Below are 11,756 nucleotides of genomic sequence, written 5' to 3' on the forward strand. Positions count from 1 at the left end.
CAAAATAAGTCTGAACTTAGACCTAATAATACAGGCAAATTATCAGGATGAACTGCTTTTTATTTTGGCGCTATAACTTCTAATCCACCCATGTACGGACGCAGAACCTCTGGGATAGTCACAGAGCCATCTTCGTTTTGGTAATTTTCTAAGATAGCTGCCACTGTACGTCCGACAGCCAGTCCAGAACCGTTGAGAGTATGAAGGAGTTTGACCTTACCATCTGCTTCGTCACGGTAGCGGATTTGAGCTCGACGAGCTTGGAAATCTTCTGTGTTAGAGCAACTAGAGATTTCACGGTAGGTGTTCTGAGCAGGAATCCAAACTTCCAAGTCGTAGGTCTTAGCGGCTGAGAAGCCCATATCTCCAGTACAGAGTGCTACAACTCGGTAAGGCAAATTCAGCTTTTGCAGGATGTTTTCAGCGTTGGCAGTCATCTTTTCCAGCTCTTGATAAGATTCTTCTGGCTTGGCAAATTTCACCATTTCAACCTTGTGGAATTGGTGCAGACGGATGAGACCGCGCGTGTCACGACCAGCAGAGCCAGCTTCGGAGCGGAATGATGGGCTCATAGCTGTGAAGTAGATTGGCAATTCTTTGCCGTCTAAAATTTCATCTCGATAATAGTTGGTCAGCGGAACTTCAGCAGTTGGAATCAGAACGAAGTTGGTATCGCTTAGCTCAAACGTATCTTCTTTGAACTTAGGATATTGCCCAGTCCCAAACATAGAATCGTGGTTGACCATATAAGGAGTGATGACTTCTGTGTAGCCTTCTTTGCCATGCTCATCCAGCATGAAGTTGTAGATAGCACGCTCAAGTCTTGCTCCTAAGCCCTTGTAGAAGAGGAAGCGAGCACCAGTAACTTTTGCCCCACGCTCCCAGTCTAAGATATCCAGTTCTTCACCCAAATCCCAGTGAGCCTTGGCTTCAAAGTCAAATTGGCGCGGTGTGCCCCAGCGACGAACTTCAACGTTTTCGTCTTCGTCTGCTCCGACAGGAACACTTTCATGTGGGATATTAGGCAGAGTAGTAGTGAACTCGGTCAACTTAGCGTCTAGCTCAGCCAAGGTTGCGTCTAAGTTCTTGACTTCAGCAGAGAGTTTTTGCATGGCAGAAATCTTGTCATCTGCATTTTCTTTGTTGCGTTTAGCTTGGGCAATTTCAGCAGAAACAGTATTGCGCTCTGCCTTGAGTTCTTCGACCTTGACCAATAAATCCCGACGTTCTTTGTCAATGGTTTTCATTTGGTTTAGGGTAGCAGCGTCAACACCTCGCGTAGCTAATTTTTCAGCGACAGAATCAAAGTCCGTACGGATGCGTTTTAAATCTAACATAGGTACCTCCAAAAATAAAAGCACTTTATGAAACTGTTGGAGCGGCAGAGCCGCGGTTCCATCCAACTTCACAAAAGTGCACTTGCTTAATTATTCATTTTTAAAACTAACGGTAGAATTTCCTATTTTCTCCTTATCTGCTCACAGCCACCGCAGACTTTCTGAAAAGTGCCCAATAGTACTTATCCGTTTCGACTATTATACAGGATTTTCCGGAAAATGTAAATCCTAGGATAGGAAAAATCTTGACAGAAAAAGATAACTATGTTATCTTTAAATAAAGGTAACATAGTTATCTAAAGGAGTTCTTATGGTAAAACAAACAACGCGCGACCGTATGATTGAGAAGGCAAGCCAGCTTATCAGAGAATATGGTTATCAGAATATCCCCCTGAGGAAACTGGCATCTTTGCTGGGGGTTACGACTGGTGCTTTTTACAAGGCTTTTGAAAACAAGGAGGATCTTTACTATCAGGTCTGTCTTTTGGAAAATCAGAGCCAGCTTAGACGTTTAGAGGAGCAGTATCTTGACGGAGTATCTGATCCTTTGGATTGCATTTGGCAGATAGGACTTTTTCTTTTATCGGAATATGAGTCCAACAGTCGGATGATGGATTTTCTCTTTTTCAGTCCTGTGGCGATAGAGGCTTACCGGAGAGGTGAGCTTCTGGAAATCGGGAACAAGACGGTGGCTTATCTGGATAGGCTGCCTATTGAGAGTCAGAAAGAGAAAAAGATTCTCTTGCTCAAGCTGGATACCTTCATCACAGGCTATGGCCATTTTATTGCCAAAGGTTTGGAGCCTTTTGATGAGGAAGTCTATCGCTCAATGTTCAATGATTTACTAGGAGGTTACAAACATGATTAAAAATCTCATTGTTTATGCACATCCCTATGATAAAAGCTTTAACTATGCTATTTTAGAGCAGGTTCAGGACTTGTTGGAGAAGAAAGGTCAGACCTATGAACTGATTGATCTCTATGAGGATGGTTTTAACCCTGTCTATACCAAGGAAGAGCTAGCGCTTTTTAATAAAGGGCAGGCACTAGACCCGCTGGTTTTAAAATATCAGGAAGCTCTTGCGTCCTGTGACCGCCTTATCATGATTTTTCCTATCTGGTGGGCGGATATGCCAGCTATTGTCAAGGGCTTTGAAGATAAGGTCTTTTTGAAAAATAAGATTTACGAGGAGACGAAAACTCGCCAGTTAGTTGGTCGTCTGACCAATATTAAAGAGGTATTGGCTATTACTACCTCTGCAGCACCGACCTTCTATCTTAAGTATTTCTGTGGTGATGTCGTCAAGAAAGCCATGTTGGGCCATACCTTTAAGTCTATCGGTGCTAGACAGCGCCGTTGGTTGAATTTCGGGAATATTTCTCAGTCTACAGCTGAAAAACGGCAGGCTTTTTTAGAAAAATTAGCAGAAAAGATTTGAAGAGGTAGCTATCATGATTCGTTTTAGAAGAGCAGATGAAAGGGATCTTGCTGCTGCGGTCTCGGTTTTAACTGCTGCTTTTGCTGAGCATGAGGTCTACAGAGAAAAATTCCGTCCTCTCTTTGGCAGCAGTTGGTCTTATATTGATTTTCTAAATAGATTGCATGCAGTTATGGTTAAGGCGGCGATGCGTCATCATATTTGCCTGCTTGCTGAAGTGGACGGGCGTCTTATGGCGGTCGCTACTATTCATAAGCTCGGTAGCCATCCTGTCGGTATACTTTCCTTTTTGCAGGCAGGAGCATGGAGGATGTGGCAATATATTCCCCAGCTTTTAGCCTTTCAAAAAGTCTTTGGGGAGGGGAGCAAAGAAGCTAAGAAAAGGGGTGTTTCAACTCTATATCTTGAACTGCTGGGTGTGCTGCCTGATTATCAAGGACAGGGAGTTGGCGGTCTTTTTATCTCAAAGGGACTTGAGCTGCTTGCCAAAGAAGAGAAATGCCAGTGGCTTACTTTGATTACTCATACAGAAAGCAACTGTCGTTTTTACAAAAAGAACGGATTTAAACAACTAGATGTCCGTGATGTTGAAGGTGTCAAGACATGGACTTTCGAGAAAAATTTAGCTGATGTTTATACTTTTTGAAAATCTAATGATACGGTCTTGCATTGATAATGTCAGCTTACCCCACCCTATCATTTCAAGGGGCTGAAATAGTGCATTCTCAGATTGTTTCACTTTCCAATTTTTGTGCTAGCTCCATTTTGTTGATACAAGCAGTCTTTGTCTTAGTCGAAAATATAAAAAATAAGGTTGAAACTTTTTCAACCTTATTTTTTCTTCTTAAAGATTCCAGCAATTTTTTGTAACAGAGTCGGCAATCTAACTACCTTGTCATTGCCAATATGCTTACGCGCAATTTTGAGTATCTTACCAGAGTCTTTGGAGGCAAAGAGAAACTTTCCTTTTTCAGTCCAGATTTCAAAATGGCGGCTGACTTTCTTGCCAGAAACATTAGCACCGATAGCAGTGATGCTCGTCCAAGGCAGCTGGATATAGTCTTCTACATTGGCATCAGCGTAAAACTCCAGAGCAGTCTCGCCGATTAAAAATTTCCCAACCTTTCCGCCTAATCCAAGATAGGATACGCCAGTAGTATTAAACTCAACTGTTTTGTTTTGTGACTGTGCCATAGAGTAACTCCCTTTTAAATAATACAGCTATTATACCACAATAAAAAGAAGGCCGAAACCTTCTTTTTGATTACATCAAACCAGCAACGTGAGCTAGTACACCAACTACAAAGAGGGCGATGATGATAGTGATAGGGGATACTTTCTTCTTAAGCAACCACATACAAGCGAAAGTTAGAAGTAGTCCCATCAAACCAGGAATCAAGGAATCCAAGTTTTGTTGGAAAGTTGTAACTTTTTCAGGGGTTTGAGATAGTCCTTGACCTACTTGAGCAAAGGCTTCTTGGATACCCTTATAGCCACTAGACAATTTGTCCCAATGAATATATGCTTTATCATCTAGCTTAACAGATGAAACGTTAAAGACAAACTTAATAGATACCCAGCGCTCAACCAGAACAGCCAAGATAAACATACCTAGGATTGAAGCACCTTTAGTAATGTCTTGGAGGATACCACCAGACATGTCTTTAGTGATTTCAGAACCGGCCTTGTAGCCCAATTCTTGTGTGTACCAGAGGAAAGCCATCCGGATAGCATTCCAAGCTAAGAAGAAGATAAGTGGCCCAATGATATTTCCAGTCAAAGCAAGAGATGCCCCAAGTGCTCCAAGGATTGGACGAACTGTGAACCAGAAGACAGGGTCTCCGATACCAGCCAGAGGTCCCATCATACCGATTTTAACCCCTTGGATAGCCGCATCGTCAATTGCTGCACCATTTGCTTTTTCTTCTTCGAGCGCAAGTGTAACTCCGATGATTGGAGCTGCAACATATGGGTGAGTGTTGAAGAACTCCAAGTGACGCTCAAGAGCAGCAGCTTGATCTTCTTTTTTAGTATAAAGTTTCTTAATAGCTGGAATCAGTGAATAAGCCCAGCCCAAGTTTTGCATACGTTCGTAGTTCCAAGAACCTTGCAAGAAAGTAGAACGCCACCAAACTTTTTGACGGTCAGCCTTTGAAAGAGTCAATTTTCCTGACTCATCAGGTTTTACAGTATTTAATTCTGTCATGATAGTGTGTCTCCTTTCTTAGTAGTCTTCTAGGATGTCGCCGATTGGATCGTTAGATGAAGCTGTTGCTCCGCCGCCACCATTTCCGCCTTTTTTAGACAAGGCAAGGTAGATGAGGGCAATAGCGACACCGATTGCACCGAGGGCAATCAGAGTGAGTTCGCTGACAGCAGCTAAAGCAAAACCAATAGCGAAGAATGGCCATACTTCACGAGTTGCCATCATGTTGATAACCATTGCATAACCAACGGCTACGACCATACCACCACCGATTTGCATACCTTCTGATAGCCAAGCTGGCATAGCTTCAAGAGCAGATTTAACAGACTCAGCTGGAATCATCAAAAGAAGTGCTGCCGGGATAGCAATACGTGCTCCTTGCATGAAGAGAGCGATAAAGTGAGCGCGTTCAACTCCTTTAATGTCTCCTTTTTTCGCAGCAGCATCTGCACCGTGAACCAAACCGACTGACAAAGTACGGACAATCATAGTCAAGAAGAGACCAGCAACAGCAAGTGGAATAGCAACACCTTGTGCTACAGCGATTCCTTTGCTTGAGAAGTCTCCACCCAGTACCATGATGATGGCAGCGGCAACAGAAGCGAGGGCAGCATCAGGTGCTACAGCAGCTCCGATGTTAGCCCAGCCAAGAGCGATCAGCTGGAGAGAGCCACCCAGCATAACACCGGCAGCCAAATTACCAGTTACCAGTCCAATCAAGGTACAAGCAACCAGCGGTTGGTGGAATTGGAATTGGTCCAAGATACCTTCTAGGCCAGCTAAGAAGGCAACAAAGACTACTAAAACCATAGAAATAATAGACATGTTCTAAATCCTTTCCTAAATTAATAAAAGCAAAACGTTTGATTTTACTGCACGTTGGCTTTCTTAATCAAATCAAACAAATCTTTTTTAGAGTCATTTGGTACTTTACGTACGTCGAATTCAACGCCAAGGTCACGAAGCTTTTCATAAGTGGCAACGTCTTCCTTATCCATTGACAGTACGTTGTTGACCATTGTTTTACCAGTTGAGTGAGCCATAGAACCGACATTAAGGGTCTTGATTGGCACACCGCCTTCAACAGCACGAAGGGCGTCTTGAGGAGTTTCAAACAGAATCAAGGCATGAGTGTTGCCAAAGCGAGGGTCTTTTGAAACAGCAATCAATTTGTCGATTGGGACAACATTGGCTTTGACATTACCTGGTGCAGCTTGCTTAATCAATTCTTTACGAAGTTCATCTTGAGCAACTGAGTCAGAAGCAACGATAATACGATCTGCTTTTGAATCTGGCGTCCAAGCTGTTGCTACCTGACCGTGCAGCAAGCGTGTGTCGATCCGGGCAAGGTTGATTTTGAGCTTGCCGTCACCGATTACAGTCCCTTCAGGGATTGCTGCTTGGGCAACTGGAGCAGCTGCAGCAGGAGCATTTGCTTCTTCAGCAGCAGGATTCAGCTCTTCAGGCAGAGCTTTGACTCCTTCCTTGGCTTCTTTGATGATGTTAGCAACAACAGCTTCAACGCCGGCGTTGGCATCCATCATCCTTTCTGTATAAGCTTGAATCAGCATAGGCAGGTTCAAGCCTGTAATGATAGCGAACTTGCGGTCTGGATTTTCACCCATGACACGGCTAGCTTGGTTGAATGGAGAGCCACTCCAAAGGTCAGCCAAGACCAACACTTCATCGTCCGCATCAAACGAAGCCACAGCGTCATTGAACTTTGCATAGAGATCATCTGGTCCTTCGTTGGGCATGAAAGTTACAACTTGTACTTTTTCCTGCTCACCGAAAATCATAGAACCTGATTGATGAATACCAGCAGCAAATTCACCGTGGCTAGCAATAATGATTCCGATACTCATTATTGACATTCCTCCTTATAAAATGTTTGACTTAAGTTTTAAGAAAACTTTAAGGCAAGTTTATTATAAAACGTTTTCATGAAAAATGCAAGCGTTTGTTCCTAAAAACGACTTTTTCTTTCAAAAATGTCAGTATTTGCTGAAAACCTGATAAATATAGGTACAAGCAAACCTTAGCTATAGAAATGTTTTAATAAATTAGGAAAATAGAAAATATAATAGATTAATATATGAAAAACATTGAAATAATATGAAAGAGATTTTTGAAATGACAGAAGAGACTTTTGTTTGAGAAAGTGTTTATTTATCAAAAAAGAAAGAGGAGGACCAAAGACAGAAAATCGCATCTTATGTCTTTAGTCTCCCTCTATAATGGCAAAAGTTTCTAAATAATATCAAGCCTGTCTATCATAAGTTTCCAAAAGTTTGGTAAATGTTGGGATTAACATGTTTTAAAGTATTAGTGTGTGAAGTCAAGTACCATACGTCCCTGAATGGTACCCGCTTCCATTTCATCAAAGACATCCACTGCATCTGAAACAGGGCGTTTTTGAACGACAGGAACCACCAATCCTTCAGCACCAAACTGGAAGGCTTCTTCCAAGTCCTTGCGAGTACCAACTAGGGAACCGATGACTTGGATGCCATCTAAAACGGTTTTGACAATACTGAGGTCCATCATTTCAGATGGCAATCCAACGGCAACTACCCGACCGCCAGCACGAACAGAGTCCACCGCTTGGTTGAAGGCAACTTTAGAAACGGCTGTTACTATGGCAGAATGCGCACCGCCAGTTTTTTCTTGGATAAGAGCAGCGACATCTTCAACTTCATGGCCGTTGATGACGATATCAGCACCAACTTCTTTGGCCAAAACTAGCTTATCATTGTTGATATCAACAGCGACAACATGGGCATTAAAGACTTTCTTGGCATATTGAACCGCTGGGTTACCCAATCCACCTGCTCCAAAGATAACTGTCCATTGGCCTGGTTGCAGCTGGGCTTCTTTGATAGCCTTGTAGGTGGTTACACTGGCACAAGTGATAGAAGAAGCTTGGGCGGGATCGAGTCCTTCAGGGACTTTGACAGCGTAGTCAGCTGTTACGATACATTGCTCTGCCATCCCACCATCAACGGAATAACCAGCATTTTTTACTGTACGGCAAAGGGTTTCGCGGCCAGTTGTACAGTATTCACAAGCGCCGCAGCCTTCAAAGAACCAAGCGACACTGACGCGGTCTCCGACTTTGAGACTTTTTACATCTGGAGCGATTTCTTTGACAATACCAATACCTTCGTGTCCAAGAACGCGACCTGGCACCTTGCCAAAGTCACCGTGTGCGACGTGCAGGTCCGTATGGCAGACACCGCAGTATTCGATGTCAACGAGAGCTTCCCCTGTTTCAAGCGGACGCATTTCTTTATTTTCAACGAGTTGGACATTAGTTCCCTCTGGATTTACAACAACTGCTTTCATAAGTAGTTTCCTTCTGTTATTTAGTTTTTTGATTATGTTAATTATATCACAAACTCAAACAAAATAGCAAACGCTTACAAAACTAAGCGTGAATTCACTCTAATATTCTGACATAGCTGATAAGCTCCTATTTTTAAAGCTTTTTGCAACTAACGGAGTTTGAGGGAAGAAAAAAATAAAAGACAAACTCTCGAACAGAGTTTGCCTAATTGTCTACTTTTATAAAAAGAGTTTGTTTAGCTCGTGGGCGACGCCATCTTGGTCATTGGTCAAAGATAACTGCTGGTCAGCGTATGGAAGAAGGTCAGTATTAGCATTTTTCATGGCATAGCCAGTGCCAGCAAAGGACAGCATCTCAGTATCATTTTGCTCATCGCCAAAGGCAATCAGATTTTTACGGTCTACATTGAGAATATTAAGCAGATACTGAAGGGCAAAGGCCTTATTGACACCCTTGGGAGCACACTCGAGGATGTTGAGTGGGCCGCCCCAAGAGTTGATAGAAAGTTCATGCTGGTAAAAAGCATTCATTTCCTCTGCCAAAGCATATTTGTCAGCTGCTCGCGTCTGCAGGAGAATGGCGTTAGGATTCTCCGTTACCAGATTGGCTTGAAACTGGTTTTCAGGCTTGAAAGCATCGATGCCAAAGAGCTTGGGATCAGCGATTTCTTCATTGGGATTGGTGATGTAGAACTTATTGCGGTATTCGCCAGCAATGAAATCCGCTTCAATCTCATCCCTGCGCTTAACCATATCCAGCAGAAAGGATTTATCCAGCGTTAGCGATTTTTCAAAGTCCCATTTCTTTTCTGGAATATGAGTCAAAGAGCCATTGAAGTTGATCATGGGCGTATTGAGCTCTAATTCTTTATAATATTTCAAAGCCATGCGGTAGGGCCGGCCTGTTGTGATAATGACCTTGTGGCCCTTTTTGGAAATTTTTTTGATAGTTTCTTTGGTGAAGTCAGACAGATTGCTGTTAGAATCCAGCAAGGTTCCGTCCAAGTCCACAGCGATTACTTTTTTTGTCATGTGAGTCTCTTTTCAGTGATAATACAGACTATTATAACAGAATTCAGTGTAAATAACACGACTTATGTTATAATGATGCTCTAATCAGTCACAATTATGACATAGCAAGGAGGAGCTTTTCGTATGCGTAAACCAATCATGATTCATGCTCTTTTTCTGATGATTGCCTTTTTTATCTATATCCAATCTCTAAATGGCGGTCCGACCTATCTCATCTGGAATATGACCTTGGCCTTAATCAGCTATGATGCAGCTATCTTGACACTTTTATTCAAGAAGCAGAAGTGGGTATATCCTCTTCTTTTCCTGCTGTGGTTGCTTTTCTTCCCCAACACTTTCTATATGATCACTGATTTGATTCATATGACTTGGGTGACAGATGTTCTGAGTAAGCCAAGTGTTTTCCTGCTCTTTTTAGCTTTTGTTTCCAGTATTTTATTCGGAGTTTTCTGTGGTATGGAGAGCTGGTATGTCATCAAGGAACGCTGGAAGTTTAACTGGTATTTGGACTTGTTGCTGATGGCAGCTCTGTCGGCTGTGTCCAGTATGGCTATCTACATAGGACGTTATGATCGTCTCAATAGCTGGGATTTATTGCTTCATCCTCAGCTAGTTCTACAGAAGCTCTTGCAAACTTTGCAGCCTGATCGTCTGCCTTTCATTCTTGGATTTGCCTTTTTGCAGTTTATGAGTTTGGTATTTCTGATGAGAGATAATAAAAAATAAGAAAAGCGAAACATTCATCTTGAAAAAGTGAATGTTTTTTATTATAATTTAAATTATCGTTCGTAAATAAACGAAATTCAATCTGTTTTTCTTTGTTATTGAACTAGATATTATAAATTTTACTCAAAAGGAGATTTATTGAAAAATGGATAAATTTTTCAAACTGACCGAAAAAGGGACAGATGTCCGGACAGAAGTTTTGGCTGGTCTGACGACTTTCTTTGCCATGTCCTACATTTTATTCGTCAATCCGGCCATGTTGGCTCAGACTGGTATGCCCAAGCAGGGTGTTTTCCTAGCTACGATTATCGGGGCTGTTGCCGGCACCTTAATGATGGCCTTCTTTGCCAACTTGCCTTATGCGCAGGCACCGGGTATGGGTCTGAATGCCTTTTTCACTTTTACGGTCGTCTTTGCCTTGGGCTACACTTGGCAGGAAGCCTTGGCTATGGTCTTTATCTGCGGGATTATTTCGCTCATTATCACTTTGACCAAGGTGCGTAAAATGATCATCGAGTCCATTCCTGGCTCCTTGCGCGCAGCAATTTCAGCAGGAATCGGGGTCTTTCTGGCCTATGTAGGTATTAAAAATGCTGGCTTGCTCAAGTTTTCAATCGATCCAGGCAATTATACAGTAGCTGGCAAGGGAGCAGATAAGGCTGCAGCGGCTATCACGGCTAATTCAGCAGCAACTCCCGGTCTGGTAGACTTTAATAATCCAGCTGTCATCGTAGCCTTGGTTGGTCTCGCCATCACAATCTTCTTTATCGTGAAAAATATCAAGGGTGGTGTTATCCTATCCATCCTAGTAACGACTGTGGTAGCTATTCTGGTTGGCTTGGTTGATTTGTCAGCTATTGACTTTGGGCAGAATAACATTGGCACTGCTGTTAGTGAATTGGGACAGATTTTTGGGGTGGCAGTAGGTCCGAAAGGTCTGGGTGCCCTCTTAGCAGATTCGACTCGCTGGCCTCAGACATGTATGGCTATTCTGGCTTTCTCCTTGACAGATATTTTTGATACCATTGGTACCTTGATCGGTACAGGTGAAAAGGTCGGGATTGTGGCAACTTCTGGGGAAAACCATGAATCAGAAGGTTTGGATAAGGCTCTTTACTCGGACCTCATCGGAACCTCTATTGGCGCCATTGCTGGAACCTCTAACGTGACGACTTATGTGGAGTCTGCAGCTGGTATCGGAGCTGGCGGCCGAACAGGTCTGACCGCCTTGGTCGTAGCTATCTGCTTCGCAGTGTCAAGCTTCTTTAGCCCACTCTTGGCTATTGTTCCTAATGCTGCAACTGCACCGATTCTCATTATTGTTGGGATTATGATGCTGGCTAGTCTGAAGAATATCCATTGGGATGATATGACAGAAGCCATTCCGGCTTTCTTTACTTCTATTTTTATGGGATTTGCCTATTCTATCACTCACGGGATAGCAGCTGGGTTTATTACCTACACCTTGGTCAAAATCTTCAAAGGTCAAGCCAAGGATGTGCATTCTATGATTTGGATTTTGGATCTTCTATTTATTTTGAATTTCGTAAATCTGGCTTTAAATTAGGTCTAAACATTGCTGGATTTCCTTGATTTTAGTACCCTTTGTATAGGATATGTTTTTGGTATAAAAAATCAGCTTTTCCTAGCTGATTTTTCTTTTGCAAAATT

12 protein-coding genes are annotated in these 11,756 nt (G+C 42.7%); 5 read left to right on the top strand and 7 right to left on the bottom strand.

Features of this window, described 5'->3' with window-relative positions:
- Positions 1-59: 59 nt before the first annotated feature.
- Positions 60-1,337, bottom strand: a complete 1,278-nt coding sequence (gene serS, locus ELZ47_RS02255) for a serine--tRNA ligase (protein WP_125331951.1) — start codon at positions 1,335-1,337, stop codon at positions 60-62.
- 310 nt (positions 1,338-1,647) lie between these two features.
- Here serS and ELZ47_RS02260 point away from each other — a divergent pair, with 310 nt between their 5' ends.
- Genes ELZ47_RS02260 through ELZ47_RS02270 form a run of 3 tightly spaced genes read left to right on the top strand, consistent with a single transcriptional unit; the run spans position 1,648 to position 3,422 of the window.
- Entirely contained in the window at positions 1,648-2,205 is a 558-nt protein-coding gene (locus tag ELZ47_RS02260; RefSeq protein WP_125331952.1) for a TetR/AcrR family transcriptional regulator, read from the top strand.
- Complete coding sequence (locus tag ELZ47_RS02265; RefSeq protein WP_125331953.1) at positions 2,198-2,776, top strand: NAD(P)H-dependent oxidoreductase; 579 nt, start codon at positions 2,198-2,200, stop codon at positions 2,774-2,776. Before ELZ47_RS02260 ends, ELZ47_RS02265 begins: the two co-directional genes overlap by 8 nt.
- 13 nt (positions 2,777-2,789) lie before the next feature.
- Positions 2,790-3,422, top strand: a complete 633-nt coding sequence (locus tag ELZ47_RS02270; RefSeq protein ID WP_125331954.1) for a GNAT family N-acetyltransferase — start codon at positions 2,790-2,792, stop codon at positions 3,420-3,422.
- A 185-nt stretch (positions 3,423-3,607) separates the two neighbouring features.
- Here the strand turns inward: ELZ47_RS02270 and ELZ47_RS02280 are convergent, their stop codons facing one another.
- The 6 genes from ELZ47_RS02280 to ELZ47_RS02305 form a co-directional block, all read right to left on the bottom strand.
- On the bottom strand, positions 3,608-3,970 hold the full coding sequence (locus ELZ47_RS02280; RefSeq protein ID WP_125331955.1) for a DUF956 family protein: 363 nt from the start codon (positions 3,968-3,970) through the stop codon (positions 3,608-3,610).
- A 70-nt stretch (positions 3,971-4,040) separates the two neighbouring features.
- Positions 4,041-4,982, bottom strand: a complete 942-nt coding sequence (locus ELZ47_RS02285; RefSeq protein ID WP_002893579.1) for a PTS system mannose/fructose/sorbose family transporter subunit IID — start codon at positions 4,980-4,982, stop codon at positions 4,041-4,043.
- Positions 4,983-5,000: 18 nt separating this feature from the next.
- The gene (locus tag ELZ47_RS02290; protein ID WP_002893578.1) at positions 5,001-5,807 is read right to left on the bottom strand and encodes a PTS mannose/fructose/sorbose transporter subunit IIC; all 807 of its coding nucleotides are present in this window, start codon (positions 5,805-5,807) and stop codon (positions 5,001-5,003) included.
- Between the two features lie 44 nt (positions 5,808-5,851).
- A complete protein-coding gene (locus ELZ47_RS02295) occupies positions 5,852-6,847 on the bottom strand; it encodes a PTS sugar transporter subunit IIB (RefSeq protein ID WP_002893577.1) in 996 nt (331 codons plus the stop codon).
- A gap of 460 nt (positions 6,848-7,307) precedes the next feature.
- A complete protein-coding gene (gene adhP, locus ELZ47_RS02300; protein ID WP_125331957.1) occupies positions 7,308-8,327 on the bottom strand; it encodes an alcohol dehydrogenase AdhP in 1,020 nt (339 codons plus the stop codon).
- Positions 8,328-8,546: 219 nt separating this feature from the next.
- Positions 8,547-9,359 (bottom strand): Cof-type HAD-IIB family hydrolase, encoded by an 813-nt coding sequence (locus tag ELZ47_RS02305; protein WP_125331959.1) that lies wholly within the window; start codon positions 9,357-9,359, stop codon positions 8,547-8,549.
- A 123-nt stretch (positions 9,360-9,482) separates the two neighbouring features.
- Between ELZ47_RS02305 and ELZ47_RS02310 the strand changes: the two genes are divergently transcribed.
- Together ELZ47_RS02310 and ELZ47_RS02315 are read left to right on the top strand one after the other, a co-directional pair.
- The gene (locus ELZ47_RS02310; RefSeq protein ID WP_125331961.1) at positions 9,483-10,085 is read left to right on the top strand and encodes a DUF1361 domain-containing protein; all 603 of its coding nucleotides are present in this window, start codon (positions 9,483-9,485) and stop codon (positions 10,083-10,085) included.
- A 145-nt stretch (positions 10,086-10,230) separates the two neighbouring features.
- Positions 10,231-11,652, top strand: a complete 1,422-nt coding sequence (locus ELZ47_RS02315; RefSeq protein WP_126435157.1) for an NCS2 family permease — start codon at positions 10,231-10,233, stop codon at positions 11,650-11,652.
- The last annotated feature ends 104 nt before the right edge of the window (positions 11,653-11,756 follow it).

Source organism: Streptococcus sanguinis (assembly GCF_900635155.1).
GTDB lineage: Bacteria > Bacillota > Bacilli > Lactobacillales > Streptococcaceae > Streptococcus > Streptococcus sanguinis_G.

Excerpts from the sequence above, each read along its gene's own strand:
- serS (WP_125331951.1), bottom strand. The coding sequence starts at position 1,337 with ATGTTAGATTTAAAACGCATCCGTACGGACTTTGATTCTGTCGCTGAA.
- ELZ47_RS02260 (WP_125331952.1), top strand. The coding sequence starts at position 1,648 with ATGGTAAAACAAACAACGCGCGACCGTATGATTGAGAAGGCAAGCCAG.
- ELZ47_RS02285 (WP_002893579.1), bottom strand. The coding sequence starts at position 4,982 with ATGACAGAATTAAATACTGTAAAACCTGATGAGTCAGGAAAATTGACT.
- ELZ47_RS02265 (WP_125331953.1), top strand. The coding sequence starts at position 2,198 with ATGATTAAAAATCTCATTGTTTATGCACATCCCTATGATAAAAGCTTT.
- adhP (WP_125331957.1), bottom strand. The coding sequence starts at position 8,327 with ATGAAAGCAGTTGTTGTAAATCCAGAGGGAACTAATGTCCAACTCGTT.
- ELZ47_RS02290 (WP_002893578.1), bottom strand. The coding sequence starts at position 5,807 with ATGTCTATTATTTCTATGGTTTTAGTAGTCTTTGTTGCCTTCTTAGCT.
- ELZ47_RS02270 (WP_125331954.1), top strand. The coding sequence starts at position 2,790 with ATGATTCGTTTTAGAAGAGCAGATGAAAGGGATCTTGCTGCTGCGGTC.
- ELZ47_RS02305 (WP_125331959.1), bottom strand. The coding sequence starts at position 9,359 with ATGACAAAAAAAGTAATCGCTGTGGACTTGGACGGAACCTTGCTGGAT.
- ELZ47_RS02310 (WP_125331961.1), top strand. The coding sequence starts at position 9,483 with ATGCGTAAACCAATCATGATTCATGCTCTTTTTCTGATGATTGCCTTT.
- ELZ47_RS02280 (WP_125331955.1), bottom strand. The coding sequence starts at position 3,970 with ATGGCACAGTCACAAAACAAAACAGTTGAGTTTAATACTACTGGCGTA.
- ELZ47_RS02295 (WP_002893577.1), bottom strand. The coding sequence starts at position 6,847 with ATGAGTATCGGAATCATTATTGCTAGCCACGGTGAATTTGCTGCTGGT.
- ELZ47_RS02315 (WP_126435157.1), top strand. The coding sequence starts at position 10,231 with ATGGATAAATTTTTCAAACTGACCGAAAAAGGGACAGATGTCCGGACA.